Source organism: Haloarcula sp. Atlit-7R (assembly GCF_003666065.1).
In the GTDB taxonomy this organism is placed as follows: Archaea; Halobacteriota; Halobacteria; order Halobacteriales; family Haloarculaceae; genus Haloarcula; species Haloarcula taiwanensis.
In genome coordinates this window covers 147,860-163,564 of the sequence record NZ_QXIK01000007.1, presented here as the reverse complement: position 1 = coordinate 163,564, position 15,705 = coordinate 147,860, and the positions used below count along the sequence as shown (strand labels likewise).

Below are 15,705 nucleotides of genomic sequence, written 5' to 3'. Positions count from 1 at the left end.
ATCCCCGACGAGACGTGACTATATGAAGTACGGCGGCGCAGCGGTAGCTGGCGGTTTGCTAGCGGGCTGTGTAGACCAGTCCGGCGCAGACTCACCCCCAAGACGGACAGACTCAGGAGGGCAGTCGTCCGCAACAGCCGACCCGACGACGGGCGACGACGGTTATTCTGTTACAATGTCACCCATGGGGACCGTCGAGTTTGATGCGGTTCCCCAGAACGTGTTCACGATACTGGGCCACCACGTAGACATGCTGGTCGCACTCGGTCGAGGTGATGCAATCAACGCGATGCACGCGCCCGAATACCACCAGTCGCTGTATCAGAAGTTCCTCCATCGACTGGAGGGCGTCTCAACCGACTGGGAGGGTCTGTACTCTTCGTGGCCACCGTCGAAGGAGAAACTGTACGAACTCGACAGCGATGTACACATAGCTGACCCAGCGAAGGTTGCGACGGCCGAGGGGTGGGACAACGACAGCATCCAGGAGATCGGCTCGAACGTTGGCCCGTGGTTCGGGAACACACTCAGCGACACGCAGCAGGACCCGCCATCAGGCTGGGCCGATGCGTACGAATACTACACACTTTGGGAAGTCTTCGGAAAGCTCGCGGCGGTCTTTCGGGCACGGGAGCGATATGGGGCGTTCAGATCCGTCCGCGATTCGATGATGCAAACTATCAGCGCGGGCCTTCCCTCGGAGAATGACCGGCCGAGTGCGGCCCTGGTCCTGTTTTCCACCTCCGGCGAGAAAATCTGGGGCTACAAGATGAACCATCCGGGCTACTATGCTGCCCACACCCGCCCGCTCGGTGCGACCGATGCCTTAGCCGATGCCGTCGGTAACGGGTACGGCGACGACGGGCGGAATATCACGCTCGATTCCGAATTGCTTCTTGATGCTGATCCGGACGTGTTGCTTGTCCTCGGGCCGATGACAGAGTACCACAATCTCGACGACATTCGGTCACAACTGGCAGACGACGAGGTACTGAAAAAAATGACTGCCGTGCAAGAAGGGCGGATATACGCTCAGGGTGCCCGTCGGCAGGGTCCGATCCTGAACCTGTTTCAGACTGAGATGACCGCGAAACAGCTGTACCCCGACCAGTTCGGTGAGTGGCCGGGTTATGTCGACGGCGAGCCATACCCCGAAATCCCCGCCGAGGAACAGCTGTTTGATCGCCAGCGGGTCGCAGATATAATCACGGGTGAGCAACAGTGACTGACACCGGGAAAACGCCGCGTGAACGGTCGACACGCAGAGACTATATCAAGGGTGCCGGGCTGATTGCGGGCAGCAGTTTGCTCGCCGGGTGTGCCGGCGATGCTGTCTCAGAATCCACCCCAACAGAGAATAGAGAGACACCCACGGCGACCGAGACGGAGTCGTATACCGTCACTATGGAGCCGGTGGGCGAAGTTACGTTCCAGATGGTTCCGGAGCGATGGCTTCCCTACGGTGGCACCTACGCCGATATGGGCGTGGCACTCGGGCAGGCCGATGGCCTCACAGGTATCGGCGGAGCGGACCGCTACTACACGTACGTCTACGATGAGCTTCCCGGTGTGTCCGTCGACCAGGAGACGACTGACGCGAATCCGGAGGTCCGAACGAAAGAGGAGTTTTACGAACTCGACAGCGACGTGCACCTCTATGACCCAGGGATGCTCGTCAACTGGTTCGACTGGGCGCAGTCGGACGTCGACGAAATCGCCGAAAACGTCGCTCCGTTCATCGGGAATCTGATCTTCCGTCGCTCCGACGAGTGGCACGACTACCGGTACTACACCCTGTATCAAGCCTTCGAGAAGGTTGCTGAGGTCTTCCAAGAACAGGCTCGGTACGAGGCGTTCAAACAGCTACACGACGACTACATCGCGGACCTGCAGAGTCAGCTCCCGCCAGCTGAGGAGCGTCCGAACGTCCTCCTTACGTTCGAGGGCACCGACGAACCGGAGTCGTTCTCGCCCTATCGACTGAACGACAACGGCACGAGCAAGAAGCAGTGGCGTGATCTCGGCGTCACCGACGCGCTTGCCGGAACCGATATCGAGAACCTCAGTACAACCAACCGGGGCGAGTACGATTACGAAACCCTTCTGGCGGTTGATCCGGACGTTATCCTCGTCCGCGGCCACGAGCGAAAATCCGCGACCGAGTTCCGGGAGACCGTCCTGCAGTTCATGCGGGACCACAGCGTCGGCAGTCAACTGACCGCGGTACAGAACGGTCGCGTGTATCGCGGTGGCTACCTCCGGCAGGGTCCGATTCAAAATTTCTTCCTGACCGAACGGGCGGCCCAACAACTCTATCCCGATATCTTCGGCGACGTGACCTCCGACACCGAACTCTTCGACCGGCAGCAAATCGCTGATATCGTCACGGGTGATTTCGAATGACTGATCCGGATAGAGCGACGCTCGAACGACCGACGCGGAGGGATATAGTCAAAAGTAGCGGGGCACTCGCTCTCGGTGGATTACTCGCCGGATGTTCGGGCGAAAGTAGCCAGGAGTCTTCAGTGGCCGAGACCAGCGACATGACCACAGATGCCGGGGCGAGCACTACTGAGACCGATCCAGCGACTTCCGACGGGTCGTATTCAGTGACGATGGAGCCGGTCGGCACCGTCGAATTCGAAGCTGTGCCCGAGACGATTGCCCCGTTCACCGCCGACTACATCGATATGCTGGTCGCGCTCGGTCACGGTGACGCAGTACAGTCAATCTGGTACCGTGGGCGGTACAAGACGCTACACTACGAGGAGTTAGATGGAGTGTCTATTGACCTCGACGGGCTCACACAGCTCTGGAACGACGGCGTCTCGAAAGAACCGTTCTACGAGATGGACGCAGACCTGCACCTCATCGATCCGAACGCGCTTATCGACTGGCTCGGGGCGTGGGATCAGTCTGACCTCACGGAGATTCGCGAGAACGTCGCACCGTTTCTCGGGAACCTCATCTTCCGGCGGACCGACGACTGGCACGACTACCGATACTACAGCCTGTACGAGGCTTTCGAGAAGGTAGCTGAGATGGTTCAGGAGCAGGCCCGTTTCGAGGCAATCCGCTCGATACATGACGAGATGGTCGAAACGGTGCAGGCTCGGCTCCCGGCACCAGCAGATCGGCCAAACGCCGCTCTGGTGTTCGCTGGCGAGGAACCGGAGGAGTTCACGCCGTATCGAATCAACGGAAACGGGGCAAATAAAGAACACTTCCAAACGCTCGGGATTTCCGACGCCTTTGCCGATACCGGAGTCAAGGGGTACTCCGGCTCGGAATCGCTTGATTACGAGGCGTTGTTAGAGATAGACCCGGACTCACTCCTGCTGCGGTATCACCGAGAAGGGAAGACCCGCGAGGAGTTCGAGAACTCGGTTCTCGCGTACATGAAAGACCACGAAGTGGGCAGCCAGTTGCGGGCCGTCCAGAACGACAGGGTGTTTCGTGGCGGCCCGATCTACACCGGCCCGCTGCACAACCTATTCATGATTGAACGGTACGCGAAGGCCTACTTCCCTGACGAATTTACAGAGACGCACCTGTTCGACCGGGAGCACCTCGCGGAGATTATCACAGAGGGACCAGCTGAGTAATCGGACTCTCCGGTCATCGCGGAACTATGCTCAGTCGGGCGTAGTTGAATATCAGTATCGTGATGAAGACAGGTCGCACCCGCGGCCCCGCCGTCGTGCGAATAGACTTGAAAAGACTTTTACACAGATTCGAGTTCAATTTTACATAGATGTCCACAGCTACCATACGGAACGTCCTCCGCGGTGACGGCGACCGGTTCGTCTACGTCGTCTCCGCGTTAGCCGCGCTGAACGGACTGTTGTTCGGGTTCGACACCGGGATCATCTCGGGCGCGTTCCTGTTCATTCAGGACTCGTTCGTCATGTCGCCGCTCGTCGAAGGGATCATCGTCAGCGGCGCGATGGCCGGGGCCGCGGCCGGTGCAGCCGTCGGCGGCCAGTTAGCCGACCGCCTCGGTCGCCGTCGTCTCATCCTCATCGCGGCCATCGTGTTCTTCGTCGGATCGTTCACGATGGCCGTCGCGCCGACCGTTCCCGTCCTCGTCGCCGGGCGGCTTATCGACGGCGTCGCTATCGGCTTCGCGTCGATCGTCGGGCCGCTCTACATCTCAGAGATTGCACCGCCGCATATTCGCGGTGGACTCACCTCGCTCAATCAGCTCATGGTGACGACCGGTATCCTGCTCTCGTATTTCGTCAATTACGCGTTCGCCGACGCGGGCGCGTGGCGCTGGATGCTCGGTGCCGGAATGGTCCCCGCCGTTGTGCTTGCTATCGGGATTCTGAAGATGCCCGAGAGCCCGCGCTGGCTCTTCGAACACGGGCGGGAAGACGAAGCCAGAGCCGTGCTCAACCGAACGCGGTCCGGCGGCGTCGAGCAGGAACTCGACGAGATCCAAGAGACCGTCGAAACACAGGCCGAAACCGGCGTTCGGGATCTGCTGGCATCGTGGCTCCGCCCCGCGCTGGTTGTCGGACTCGGACTCGCTGTGTTCCAGCAGATCACCGGTATCAACGCCGTCATTTACTACGCTCCGACGATTCTCGAATCTACCGGCCTCGGAAACGTGGCATCGATCCTCGCGACAGTTGGAATCGGGACGATAAACGTCGTGATGACTGTCGTGGCGATCATGCTCGTCGACCGTGTCGGCCGGCGTCGACTGCTCCTTGTCGGTGTCGGTGGCATGGTTGCAACTCTCGCCGTCCTCGGTACCGTGTTCTACCTCCCCGGTCTTAGCGGGGGCCTCGGCATCATCGCCACAATCAGTCTGATGCTGTTCGTGTCCTTTTTCGCCATTGGCCTCGGCCCGGTCTTCTGGCTCCTGATATCGGAGATATACCCGCTTTCCGTTCGCGGGTCGGCGATGGGCGTCGTTACAGTCGCCAACTGGGGTGCGAATCTCCTCGTCTCGCTGACGTTCCCTGTCCTGACTGACAGCGTCGGAACCTCAGCGACGTTCTGGCTGTTCGGCCTCTGCAGCCTCGCGGGACTGGTGTTTGTCTACCGCACCGTCCCCGAAACCAAGGGGCGGACGCTGGAGGCAATCGAAGACGACCTCCGGCAGAACATCTCGCTGACTGACTGAAGCGGCCATCGGAACGGGAGGCCAGGCCGCCGTTTGTGGCTTTTACAGACCGAGGCGAGCTAACGCACTGTCGAGCCTCGGGAGTCCGTCGTCGCCGAAAAACCGGACGTTCTCCAGCGCGTGGAAGGCGACGTACACGTCGCGTCGCTTTTCGAAATACTCCGCAGAGATATCACGGTGGCGGCGGTATTCGTCGTAGAAGGCAGCACCGATCGAATCCAGTCGGTCGACGTACGCCAGGTCAACTTCGGCGTGGCCGAAATATATCGCCGGATCAAGGACGGCCCGAACAGTTCCGTCTGCCACCACAGTGTTGCCGGGATGGATGTCGCCGTGCAACAGCGACGGCGAGGCCGGCTCGACGAGCCGAGCATCGAGTGTGTCCGCCAGTTGCTGCACCCGGTCGAACTCGGCGGCTGGCAAGGTGCCGTCGTTCCGCGCGGCCCTCGCAAACGGGAGTACCCGTTGCTCGCGGAAGAAATCGACCCACGAATCGGTCCACGGATTCGGCTGCCTGAACGGCCCAGAAAGGGTGTCGAACTGAAAGCCGAACGCATCGGCTGAGATATCGTGGAGAGACGCGACGTGGCGCGCGAGGTCGCGCTCGGCCCGTTCACTGAATCGGCCGTCTCCACGGATGAACGATAGTACGAGCAGGTTCGGTTCGACGTGGAGGACTTCCGGAACGGGGAGGGATGTGGTACGGGTGAGATACTGAAGCATTGCTGCTTCGATTCCAAGCGGCGAGTCGTCAACTTTCACCGCCACGTCAGGCCGGTCGTGAAACGAGACGTGGTAGACCGACCCGACTTCTCCGCCGTCGAGTTCCGTCACGTCGTGAGCATCGGCGTCCAATACGCTCGATACCCGCTGTAGCACTGTCGCCTTCGGTCGTTCCGTGCCCGTCCCTTCGCCCATATTCGACGTACGAGAACCGTTCCAATAGGTCTGTTTGTCTCAGTCTCTGCAGCGAAAACAACGCCAGCCAAGTCTGACTGCAAGCTTCGGGTGCAGGCAGTCCGTGAAGCCGCTGGACACTACACGGAGCGGTCAGCGCTATCACCGAACTGCACGACAAGCCGTTCCGTGGCGAGGGCGTACACTGTCATCTCTGTCCCCTTCTCCGAGTACCACGTCTCGGCGGGTTCGATGAGGTCAGCTTCACAGAGCCGGTCGAGGTGATAGGAGACGCTCTGGAGCGAGCGGTCGACCGCGTCGGCGATGTCCGATGCGGTCCGCGGCTCATCTCTGACTGCCCCAAGTATCTCCTGAGCGGCTTCGGACGAGAGGATTTGAAGAACGTCAGTCGGTTCGGTACCGTTGACTACGACGCTCGTCTGCTCACGGGGTGCATAGTCAACCGGTGGGTGGTGGGGAAAAGCACTTGCCATTGATTGTTGGAGTAGCGACGGACGTTTTTGTTTGTTCGGCCCAATCCGAACAAACCAATCAAACAATTTAATACTTACGAAAGCAATAGCCGGAGATATGACACGGCAGGACACGCGACAAACAGGGCAGCCGACTCGGATGCATGAGTGATGCTGACAGTTCGGTGGCACGGGAACGTGTCATCGAATCGATGGAGCAATCAGCCGAAGTGTACGGTCTCAGCCGAAGTGCCGGGCGCATCTACGGCGTGCTGTACTTCGCATCAGATCCGCTCTCAATCCCGGAACTCGTCGACCAGACGGGCTACGCGAAATCGACGGTCAGTAACGTCACACGGACGCTGTCGCGTCTCGGGCTCATCCACCGCCGGTCGTCGACGGGAGGCGGCAGACGAGTCCGGTTCGAGGCTGAACGTGAAATCTGGTTCATCCTACAGGACGTGTTCCAGCAATACGTCCAGCGGGAGGTCCAGACGACGCTCAGAACCATCCGCCGGGCGGAAGAGCAGGTAGCGGCAGATACTCGCGAGGAAGAGCGCGTTCACAATCTCCGCGAGACGTATGAAGATCTGGAGGAGATCGTACACCTCGTGTCGGAGTACTCGGCCGCCGAACTCCGCGAAGCACTTGCGACCTACGAGCGGTAGTCACCGCTACCAGTAGACCGTATAGGTACACGCATCCTCTCCGCTCCGACGACACGTTTCACCCGTTTCTTCGAGGAAGACGAACGCGTCGACCGGGGCGTACTGCTGGGCGACGCCCCTGATGAGACCGCGGTCGAACGGGCACGGATACGGATTCTCACACGTCACCTCGCCGGTCCGCTCGCCAACGGATTCAAAACGGTAGTGTCCGATGTCGCCGCCACGGTGGTTTCGCTGATAGGCCTCGTCTATCGACGTGAGAGCCTCTGGGACAGTGTCAAAGTCGTTGGGCCAGTCGGCGACACGAGGGATCTGCTCGCCTAGTCGGTCGAGGACGTGCGGCTGCAGGTCGTCAGCAATTATTTCGAACGCGTTCAGCCAGGCCTGCTGGGGATACCACTCGTCGGCCGCCGGTTCGGTGATTCCCTCCGAAGCGAGCGCCGTCAGCGCGCGGTCCCGGTACTCGTCTGAGAACTTCCCCATCGCCTCCTCAACTATCGTGAGTACCGTTTGCCCATTAATTTCGACAGCGGAGTCAAACGCGTCGTAGGATGCCATTCTGTCCTGGCGTTCACAGGGGAAGCAATAAAAACCGACCGTATACGCGGCAGACGTGACACTATCAGCCCAGAGAACGCAGCTTCCGACAATGCTTCCTGCACCGCTGGACGCTACAGCGTGTCATTGTCACTTGCAGACAGTTCGCCGAGAGGTGACGGCTCCACAGAGTTCGTACAGGACAGTTCCCCTGTGACTATCGGTCCTCGGATCCGGCTTTGACCGCGGTGACCCACGCCGGTCGACGCACTGTCGGCTCGCCCGACTTGAACTCGACGGAGATGTCGTACGTTGTCGGCGCATCGCCCGTTAGTCTGACCAGCGCGAGTTCTGCATACGTCCCCGCTGATCCCGTCTGGTCCCACCTAACTTCCGCGGAGCGAACGCCAGTCGTGTCACTGACGGTTCGCACTTGCCCTGTGACCCCGGTAATATGGTACGGTTCGCGTCCTTCGTACCAGCCGTTTTCTGGCTTGTAGACAGTCGCTTCCTGAGAGGGATCGATGTCCCGCTGGTATCCGACAACGTACAAGCTCCTGACAACGACAGATGCCGCTCCCGAGACATCGGTCCTCAGATCGCTTGCATTCTCCTTAATAATGAACGTGACATCGCCCTCAGTTCGGCTCTCCCTGATGAGTTTCCGATCGGTATCGCGCTGTATCTGCTCTCGTCGGCGGTCAGTACTACCGACATCCTCGACAACGAGACGACTGTAGACCGGAGCGCCAGGCGACGCCTGAAACTGTTCGGTTCGGACAGCACCCTCGTCGATGAACAGGTAGCGCCCGCCGTCAGCAGTCACAGCGCCCTCAAATTTGAGCGCTGTCTCACCATCCGCGACAATCGCTCCCGTCGCCCGGTAGTCATCGACCTCGGGCACAGTGAATCGTTCATCGACCGGTTGCGTCGAGTGCGATTCTGCGGTCGTGACCGGATACACAGCGGCGAGCACAAGCACGAGACAGCACAGCGCTAGCGCACCGTTGAGCAGCCTCGCGGTACGACGGTCCATACCCCAGTGCCACTACTGATCAAGAAAAGCTATTCGAAAAGCGCAGTACAACCGTTGCTGTTCGTTCGGGGAATCGTAGCCGGATTACGCTACACAGGCAACGAGAACCCCGATGAAGACCGGGTCGGTGCTGGAGGCGATGTGGACGAACGCAAACGACCACTCACGACTGTTGATACCGCGTCGACCACTTCGGTACCGACCGACGGTACAGGCCGACACCGACAGCACCCAAGACGCCGCCAGACCCACCGAGCACGGCCAGCAGGCTGCCAGACACCGGCGAGACGGCGAACCCGACGATGAGGACCGGGACCAGCGGGAGGACCATCGCTACGCCGAAGACAGCGAACAGGGCCGTGTCGAAAAGGAACTCGTTCGGAGAGAGACCGGTGAGGTAGACGGTGGTGCCGAAGATGTAGCAGGCGACGCCGACAAGCAAGACAGCCCCGACGGCGGCCTCAGCAGCCGGCCCGCCACGCCAGACGAGTGCAAGCCCGTAGAACGCAAGTCCGACCAGCGGGCCGAGCAGGAGAAACGCCCGGAATTTCCCCGCGAAAACGGCTCTCACAGAGAGTGGCTGGGCGAAATACAGGCTCACGTCGTCGGACTGGGTGAGCCAGTTGTAGGTCGTGAATCCCGAGAGCCCGAGAATCGCACCGAAGGAGATACCAGTCGACGGCTGTACACCCGTGATCTGTCCGGCGAAATCGACCAGTGCAGCAGTAACGCCGAACAGCACCGCCGCTGAAAAGAGGACTTTCCCGAACCCGCCCGCACTCCGGTGGATGTCGAGCAGGCTCTTCGTCGCAACTGGGTCACCGAACCGTTGCCACCACGCGCGAAACGCTGGTTCGACTGTTTGAGCAGGGTCAGGCGCGGTCGCATCGAAAGTGGCTGCACCCAGCAGAAAGACGCCGCCGATACCGAGAGCTGTCGTGCCGACCCGCAGGGGTGTCTGGGCCAGAAACAGGCCGTAGGGGGTATAGGAAACGATAGTAACACCACTGACTGCCGCTGCACCGACAGCGGCGAGTGGGGCCGCAAGCAGCGCCAGCCCGGGAACGCCGCGCCCAGCGAGGCCGAGACCTGCAATCGTCGTTCCCATTCCCAAGACGAACATCAGTGCCAGTGTCGCCCACAGAAGGGAGACAGTCTTGGCGACGAGGAGAGGCCCAGCAGCCCCTCGCACTGCAAGCACCGTTCCGAGAGAGATTGGTAGCAGAAACAGCACCGCGTAGTAGACACTGTCCTTGACGACGAACAGGCCCAGCAGCGTGTTCTGCGAGAGCGGGAGTGTGCGGGCAGAGAACATCAGCAGCGTCACGTCACCGAGAAGGTTCTGGAGAGCATCACGTCCCACAAAGCCGATCGACCCCTTGTGGAGTCCGAAGACAAATACCAGTGCGTGGAGGCCGGCGAAGACGGTTCGCGGCTCGGTCCCGGTAACGGACAGCAGCTTAGCTGCGCCCCCAACGAGCAGGCAAATGAACACCGGAAACAGGGAGAAGTGACTGCCGCCGAAGAGCCGGCTGTGGAGTCGCCACTCCTCGCGGACCATCTCGACGAACACCCTGCGCACCCGTCCGTCACTCATGTATCAGCAGGTTGCTTCTCCCGGTCCACTGTTGCGTCGACGGTGTCCAGAAATACCTCAAGGAGCGTCACATCAGCGTCGAGTTCCGCCGGCCTGACATCAGCGACGAGGTTGCCGCCGTACATGATGCCAACCCGTGAACAGAGTTCGGCAGCGACATCTACGTCGTGTGTCGTGAGGATAATCGTATTGCCGGCGTCCCGGTAGGAGCGCAGGAACCGCTTGACCCGCTCTTGAACGATCGGGTCGAGGTTCGCCAGCGGTTCGTCGATGAACACGACAGCTGGCTCGTGGAAGAACGCGCCAGCGATCATCACTTTCTGCTGTTGGCCCCGCGACAGGTCCGAGGACAGCGTGTCGAGTTTCGCGGTAAAGCCGAGCCGGTCGGCCCAGGACGCGGTCCGCGCTGCCACCACGTCGCCCGGCATATCCCGGATAGCACCGACGAAATCGAAGTACTCACGTGGCGTCATGAAACTCGGCGGTGACTCCTTTTCAGGAAGAATCCCTGCCCGTTCGCGGACCGACGTCGGCTGGGTTGCCGGGTCGGCACCGAGTACCGCAGTCTGTCCACTGTCCGGACTGAGCTGCCCGGTGAGTATCTCCATCGTCGTTGTCTTACCGGCCCCGTTCGGCCCGAGCAGTCCGAAGAACTCGCCCTCGTCGACGCTCAGCGAGAGGTTCGCTATCGCGGTCATGTCGCCGTAAGACTTCCGGAGCGACTCGATCTCGATTGCTGTCACAGCGTTCTGCCTACCATCGTGGTTGTGTCGGTATAAGTTGTTATACTGTAGAAGAGCAGTCCAGATACGCTAACAATAGCTTGGCCGACACATACACCGAAATCGCCGACTCTGTGTCCTGCGGTCTCGCCTCCACCGACGGCGAAATCGCGTTCCTGACGAGTGACCGCGAACGCGACAGCGGCTTCGATAGCACGCGCTGTACGCATCCCAAAGTACAATCGCGCGGGCGCTAGACCCAATCGACGACGCCCAAGCGGCGGCCACTTCGCTCGGCCGCTACACCGACACCGAGGATGGGAGACCACGGCTGGCAGAGCCGGCGAAATATGTACCGCACAGTTCACTGAACCGAGATGTATTGGTCCCAGTGTCGCCCGCTGTCCGTGTTGGTATAACTATTCTTTGAGTAATCGACATCTCTTAACATATGACAGGATAGGTATATTACATGGCCCCGCATCGACGCCACCACCTTGCTCTCCTCTGTCTGGTCTGTACGTCGCTCCTCTGTATCGCTGTGCCTGCTGGCGCAGCACCGCCGCCGCGGCCGCTATGTGACGCCTGCGGTGACTCGTTTGCATCAACAGCCGAGTCACACGGTATTTCGGTCGCAGTCACTCACAGCAACGCCACCGTCACCGTCCACAACAACGGAACCGCAACGTGGGTCGTCCACAACCGCCTGTCTGGCACAGAGGCGGCTGCACGTCTCCGGACAAACGAGAGTCTCCGAACCGCTATCGCCGACAGAGCGATGTGGGATACCGAACTTCTGGGCGCGAACGTTTCTGGCGATGGCGTCATAACGCTGCGCTACCGCGAGCCTGACTTCGCCGAGCAGTCCGTCGGCGGGGCGGTCCGAACGGGTGAGTTTACCGAGGCCTACGGGTATCGAAACCTCGATGGCCTCGGTGCTGACCGACTCGTCGTCGTTGCACCCGACGGGATGCGAGTCGAGCGGCCCATCGACGGTGCAACCGTCTCAGACGACGGACAGCGGATGACACTGACCGAACTCAACGATGGACGTATCGTGACCTTTGTCCCCCGTGAGACGGCTGTCGGGCCGCTGTTGAGCCTCCTTGCGCTCGGAGCACTTCTCGGTCCCGTGATGGCGGTGAAGGCACTCGCATACATCACCCTCCCCACAGCGGTATTTACCCTCTTGATTGGCGCTGCCGCCGGGGGTGTTGCCTGGCTTGACTGGGAGTTCAAAGGAGTACGGGACTCCGTCGGCATTGTATTCGCCGGTGTCGGCGCGCTATCGGCTTCCCTGTCGCTTCTCGGAGCGATAGGCGTGTTACGGCTGGGCGGCACAGCAGCACCGCTGTTCGGCGGTGGCACTGCACTGTTCGTCTGTGGAATAGCCCTGTCACGGCGACGTATCCGTGAGCAGACGAGCTATCGGACGGTCGTCGTCGGCACAGTAGTCGGCGCAGGCATCGCGCTGGGAGCGACGATAGCGACGGCTCCGATGGTCGTCAGTGACGGTTCCACGCCCCCGGTGACAACGCTGCTGGTTCTCGGACCCGCGTTTGTCCTTTTCCCGGCCGGATACGCAGTCGGCCACGGGAACCGTCGGTTAGCAGTGAAGACGGCCGCTATCGGGTTCGTGCTGTCGATGCTACCGGTTCTCCCGGTACTCCCTGCGCCGTATGGACTGGGCGTGCTTTTCATCCCCGTTGTCACGGCCAGTGCCGCTGCCGTTGTGATCGCCGGTCTCCCGATATTCCTCGCTGGAGTCTCGCTCGGTGTTCCGCAAACGGCCCGCTGACCGGTGGAACACATCGGTCAATTGAACTGGTGGCGCTCTCAGGGGAGTGGATTCGGAAGAGGGCAACGGCACTAGCACCAGCGACTGTAACTGGACTGCACCTCTCGGCGTTCTCCCCGGGACTGCATAGCTCCACAGAGTATGAGTGCACTCGCGGCGAGTCCAGCGGTCCCACTAGCAACACCGAATCCGCCACCTATCTCAAACAGTGGAACCAGCGGTCTGAAAAGCAACGGTGAAACCCACACGTCCCGCACTTTGGCGGCCGCCATTTCCATAGTTTCGATTCCGGATGTGCTGGACGTAACCCGTGCTGCTTGAATCTGTGCCATTGAGACAATGTGTCAGATTGTGATCCAACGACTCCCGTCATCAAGTAGCCACTCTTATAAGCGTAGCTGGTAGAGTTATAGTATAGGCGGCCACCGCGGTGGGGTTGCCTCCCGTACCCATCCCGAACACGGAAGATAAGCCCACCAGCGTTCCGGGGAGTACTGGAGTGCGCGAGCCTCTGGGAAATCCGGTTCGCCGCCACCATTCATACCGCTTCTTACGTTCCGAGGAGCGACGACGTTGCTGTAGCTCAGCCTCGGAGTTATCGCGCACTCACAGACAGATTCCCTGGTGCATCTCGAAGTATTTACAGCCGAATCGTTGCCCTGTCGCTGTCGATGCTAAGAACAGCGAACAATCCGTCATCCGCCAGGGGTCAACAGTCGCTCGATTAAAGCGACACCACGCCCAGTTCGAACACTGAGAGGTAAATCTGCCCGCCGCCGGCGAGTATCATCACGACGGCTGCGATCTGGTGTATCCGTTGCAGGTACTTGCCAAAAGTGCGCCAGATGCCGATGCCAACGCCTGCAAGGAGTGTCACGCCGACAAGCGGAAGCGCGACCCCGAGCGCGTATGCCGCTAGAACGAGAGCGCTCACGTGAACTGGCAGTGCAAGCGCCTGGGTGACTACGCCGAAGAACAGCGGCACGACACAGCCGGCTGCGGCGATTGCATACACAGCCCCAAACACGCCGAATCCAGTTACTGACGCTGGTCGCTGTGGCAGCGGGACGTGGAGTTCGGGCTCGCGGTTCAGGAGCATCGCAACGCCGAACACGGCCAGAGCGAGTCCGATCACCGGTTCGAGTATCGGGAGTGCGTTCTTTAGTGGCTGCCCGAGAGCGAGGACGAGCAGCGCAACGAGGGTGAGCGCGACAAAGGCTCCGCCAGCAGCGGCAGTTGCGGGTGGCAGCATACCGACATTCCCGTCACTTTCGCGCATGTAATATCCGACGTACCCCGGGAGAAGTGGGAACGCACACGGGGCGAAGAACGTCCCGACGCCGGCGCTCGCGGCGAACACGAGTGTCCCGAGTACAGCAACGCCAGCCATCTTACACCAGCGCGTCAAGTTCGTCTCGAAGCGTTTTTTCATCGGCAAGCCCGCTGTGACCGAACTGGACGATACCGTTCTCGTCGACAATCGCGATGTACGGAAGTCCGTCCGCCCCGAACGCCGCCAGCAGTTCGCTTCCGGGGTCCAGTCCGACAGTCCAGGCACCGCCGTTGCGATTCCACCATTCGCTGATGTCTGCCCTCGTCAGATTTTCACTCGGCCGTTCGTTCGTCACTGAGACGAATGACACGTCGGCGTACTCAGGTCGGATCGCGTCGAGAATCTTGAGCTGGTCGTCACAGGGCGCACACCACGTGGCGAACAGGTCGACCACTGTGACGGTTCCCGGCGTCGGCACGCGTGTCTCGCCTGCTGACGAGCCGCGTGCACCGAGGGTTTCCACACGGACCGGAAGCTGTTTCGCGTGCCGCGGCTGGATACCCGACAGGCCATTCTGGGCAACCCAGAGACTCCCGCCAGAGAGGCCGAGCCCGGTTATCGCCGCGACGACCTGCCGACGGTTCACGCGTTTCTCACCGTCTTCAGGTCGGCAATAATACTCTCTACGTCCGGTGACTTCGAGCGATACGCACGCTCGACGAACCCATCAGCGTTGACCAGTAGGGTCAGGGCTGTGTGCGTGAACATGTACATATCCATGTCCTTGGGTGTAGTCCGCTGGAACATGACTCCGAACTGGTCCTGTATGATAGCCTTGGCTCGCTGCTTCGACGCTGGTCGAAGGAACTGCCAGTTCTCGCTATCAACGTTGACGTTCATCTTGTCAGCATACGCCGCGAGTCGTTTTGCGGTATCACGGACGGGGTCGAATGTCATCGGGAGGAACGTGACCGAATCCGCATAGCCGTTGTTCTGTGCGTGGCTCTGGATGTTTCGCTGCGTCGAGATGAGAACTGGACACACAGTCTGGCAGTGGCTGTAAAAAAACGTGAGGAGAGTCGGCGTTTCAATGTCTCGCAACGGGACCTTGCGTGCCTCGGTCGGTGTGGCGACACGTACGTCCGGGATTTGCTCACCCCAGGCGGGATACGGAACGTCGCTGCTCTCGAACTCCCGGTCGGGCTCTTCGAGGACGACATCTGGGTTCGAATCGCCGAAGCGACTACCGCCAAGACACCCGGCGACTCCGACAATTGTTCCAACCGCACCCGTCGACTTGAGAACCGTCCGTCGGCGCATACACGGTGCTTGTGCCCTCGAATATTTGGAGAATCTGGTGTGACTCTCGTAAACAGCCGTTCGCCGGCGTTCGTGTGAACTCTGGCTGTGAGTGTGTAGCAATGCTACAGAGTTCCCAGTCTGCGGCTGTTTTCAGCTCCGGCTGAGTTCATATAATCCTGCGTGCTTAATAGGTCAGGACACTACCAATCTGCTGCGTGATGGGGTGGGTGAGATTATCAACAATCATGGGATATCCACATCTAATATA

Annotated in this window: 16 protein-coding genes and 1 rRNA gene; 8 read left to right on the top strand and 9 right to left on the bottom strand. The window is 60.3% G+C overall.

Annotated features, from left to right (window positions below; all coding sequences use genetic code 11):
* Positions 1–184: 184 nt before the first annotated feature.
* The 4 genes from D3D01_RS15270 to D3D01_RS15255 all read left to right on the top strand — a co-directional run bounded on the left by D3D01_RS15270 (position 185) and on the right by D3D01_RS15255 (position 5,134).
* Entirely contained in the window at positions 185–1,225 is a 1,041-nt protein-coding gene (locus D3D01_RS15270; RefSeq protein WP_233563408.1) for an ABC transporter substrate-binding protein, read from the top strand.
* Positions 1,222–2,403: an ABC transporter substrate-binding protein gene (locus D3D01_RS15265; protein ID WP_121512756.1), complete on the top strand. Its 1,182-nt coding sequence runs from the start codon at positions 1,222–1,224 to the stop codon at positions 2,401–2,403. Before D3D01_RS15270 ends, D3D01_RS15265 begins: the two co-directional genes overlap by 4 nt.
* Complete coding sequence (locus tag D3D01_RS15260) at positions 2,400–3,605, top strand: ABC transporter substrate-binding protein (RefSeq protein ID WP_121512755.1); 1,206 nt, start codon at positions 2,400–2,402, stop codon at positions 3,603–3,605. Before D3D01_RS15265 ends, D3D01_RS15260 begins: the two co-directional genes overlap by 4 nt.
* A gap of 149 nt (positions 3,606–3,754) precedes the next feature.
* Positions 3,755–5,134 (top strand): sugar porter family MFS transporter, encoded by a 1,380-nt coding sequence (locus D3D01_RS15255; protein ID WP_101351829.1) that lies wholly within the window; start codon positions 3,755–3,757, stop codon positions 5,132–5,134.
* A 42-nt stretch (positions 5,135–5,176) separates the two neighbouring features.
* Here D3D01_RS15255 and D3D01_RS15250 read toward each other — a convergent pair whose 3' ends face one another.
* Together D3D01_RS15250 and D3D01_RS15245 are read right to left on the bottom strand one after the other, a co-directional pair.
* Positions 5,177–6,052, bottom strand: coding sequence for a fructosamine kinase family protein (locus D3D01_RS15250; RefSeq protein WP_121512754.1), 876 nt, complete (start codon positions 6,050–6,052; stop codon positions 5,177–5,179).
* A 119-nt stretch (positions 6,053–6,171) separates the two neighbouring features.
* Entirely contained in the window at positions 6,172–6,525 is a 354-nt protein-coding gene (locus tag D3D01_RS15245) for a transcriptional regulator (protein WP_101351831.1), read from the bottom strand.
* A gap of 143 nt (positions 6,526–6,668) precedes the next feature.
* Between D3D01_RS15245 and D3D01_RS15240 the strand changes: the two genes are divergently transcribed.
* Positions 6,669–7,172 (top strand): GbsR/MarR family transcriptional regulator, encoded by a 504-nt coding sequence (locus tag D3D01_RS15240; protein WP_121512753.1) that lies wholly within the window; start codon positions 6,669–6,671, stop codon positions 7,170–7,172.
* A gap of 6 nt (positions 7,173–7,178) precedes the next feature.
* On the opposite strand, the gene D3D01_RS15235 is transcribed toward D3D01_RS15240, so the two are convergent.
* The 4 genes from D3D01_RS15235 to D3D01_RS15220 form a co-directional block, all read right to left on the bottom strand.
* Entirely contained in the window at positions 7,179–7,730 is a 552-nt protein-coding gene (locus tag D3D01_RS15235) for a hypothetical protein (RefSeq protein WP_121512752.1), read from the bottom strand.
* Positions 7,731–7,926: 196 nt separating this feature from the next.
* Complete coding sequence (locus D3D01_RS15230) at positions 7,927–8,745, bottom strand: hypothetical protein (RefSeq protein ID WP_121512751.1); 819 nt, start codon at positions 8,743–8,745, stop codon at positions 7,927–7,929.
* Positions 8,746–8,908: 163 nt separating this feature from the next.
* Positions 8,909–10,342, bottom strand: a complete 1,434-nt coding sequence (locus tag D3D01_RS15225; RefSeq protein ID WP_121512750.1) for a hypothetical protein — start codon at positions 10,340–10,342, stop codon at positions 8,909–8,911.
* A complete protein-coding gene (locus D3D01_RS15220) occupies positions 10,339–11,085 on the bottom strand; it encodes an ABC transporter ATP-binding protein (protein ID WP_121512749.1) in 747 nt (248 codons plus the stop codon). The genes D3D01_RS15225 and D3D01_RS15220 overlap by 4 nt, the downstream gene beginning before the upstream one ends.
* An 80-nt stretch (positions 11,086–11,165) precedes the next feature.
* Here D3D01_RS15220 and D3D01_RS23735 point away from each other — a divergent pair, with 80 nt between their 5' ends.
* The 3 genes from D3D01_RS23735 (at position 11,166) to rrf (ending at position 13,399) form a co-directional block, all read left to right on the top strand.
* Positions 11,166–11,321, top strand: coding sequence for a hypothetical protein (locus D3D01_RS23735; RefSeq protein WP_158600471.1), 156 nt, complete (start codon positions 11,166–11,168; stop codon positions 11,319–11,321).
* 215 nt (positions 11,322–11,536) lie between these two features.
* The gene (locus D3D01_RS15215) at positions 11,537–12,862 is read left to right on the top strand and encodes a hypothetical protein (RefSeq protein ID WP_121512748.1); all 1,326 of its coding nucleotides are present in this window, start codon (positions 11,537–11,539) and stop codon (positions 12,860–12,862) included.
* Positions 12,863–13,276: 414 nt separating this feature from the next.
* A 5S ribosomal RNA gene (rrf, locus tag D3D01_RS15210) occupies positions 13,277–13,399 on the top strand.
* A gap of 187 nt (positions 13,400–13,586) precedes the next feature.
* On the opposite strand, the gene D3D01_RS15205 is transcribed toward rrf, so the two are convergent.
* Genes D3D01_RS15205 through D3D01_RS15195 form a run of 3 tightly spaced genes read right to left on the bottom strand, consistent with a single transcriptional unit; the run spans position 13,587 to position 15,455 of the window.
* A complete protein-coding gene (locus D3D01_RS15205) occupies positions 13,587–14,252 on the bottom strand; it encodes a cytochrome c biogenesis CcdA family protein (protein WP_101351838.1) in 666 nt (221 codons plus the stop codon).
* A 1-nt stretch (position 14,253) separates the two neighbouring features.
* Positions 14,254–14,781, bottom strand: coding sequence for a TlpA disulfide reductase family protein (locus D3D01_RS15200; RefSeq protein ID WP_121512747.1), 528 nt, complete (start codon positions 14,779–14,781; stop codon positions 14,254–14,256).
* The gene (locus D3D01_RS15195) at positions 14,778–15,455 is read right to left on the bottom strand and encodes an SCO family protein (protein WP_101351840.1); all 678 of its coding nucleotides are present in this window, start codon (positions 15,453–15,455) and stop codon (positions 14,778–14,780) included. Before D3D01_RS15195 ends, D3D01_RS15200 begins: the two co-directional genes overlap by 4 nt.
* Positions 15,456–15,705: the final 250 nt, after the last annotated feature.

Coding starts and splice junctions, on each gene's coding strand:
- D3D01_RS15270 (WP_233563408.1), top strand. CDS start 185: ATGGGGACCGTCGAGTTTGATGCGGTTCCCCAGAACGTGTTCACGATA.
- D3D01_RS15250 (WP_121512754.1), bottom strand. CDS start 6,052: ATGGGCGAAGGGACGGGCACGGAACGACCGAAGGCGACAGTGCTACAG.
- D3D01_RS15195 (WP_101351840.1), bottom strand. CDS start 15,455: ATGCGCCGACGGACGGTTCTCAAGTCGACGGGTGCGGTTGGAACAATT.
- D3D01_RS15255 (WP_101351829.1), top strand. CDS start 3,755: ATGTCCACAGCTACCATACGGAACGTCCTCCGCGGTGACGGCGACCGG.
- D3D01_RS15235 (WP_121512752.1), bottom strand. CDS start 7,730: ATGGCATCCTACGACGCGTTTGACTCCGCTGTCGAAATTAATGGGCAA.
- D3D01_RS15225 (WP_121512750.1), bottom strand. CDS start 10,342: ATGAGTGACGGACGGGTGCGCAGGGTGTTCGTCGAGATGGTCCGCGAG.
- D3D01_RS15205 (WP_101351838.1), bottom strand. CDS start 14,252: ATGGCTGGCGTTGCTGTACTCGGGACACTCGTGTTCGCCGCGAGCGCC.
- D3D01_RS15230 (WP_121512751.1), bottom strand. CDS start 8,745: ATGGACCGTCGTACCGCGAGGCTGCTCAACGGTGCGCTAGCGCTGTGC.
- D3D01_RS15260 (WP_121512755.1), top strand. CDS start 2,400: ATGACTGATCCGGATAGAGCGACGCTCGAACGACCGACGCGGAGGGAT.
- D3D01_RS15240 (WP_121512753.1), top strand. CDS start 6,669: ATGAGTGATGCTGACAGTTCGGTGGCACGGGAACGTGTCATCGAATCG.
- D3D01_RS15245 (WP_101351831.1), bottom strand. CDS start 6,525: ATGGCAAGTGCTTTTCCCCACCACCCACCGGTTGACTATGCACCCCGT.
- D3D01_RS15215 (WP_121512748.1), top strand. CDS start 11,537: ATGGCCCCGCATCGACGCCACCACCTTGCTCTCCTCTGTCTGGTCTGT.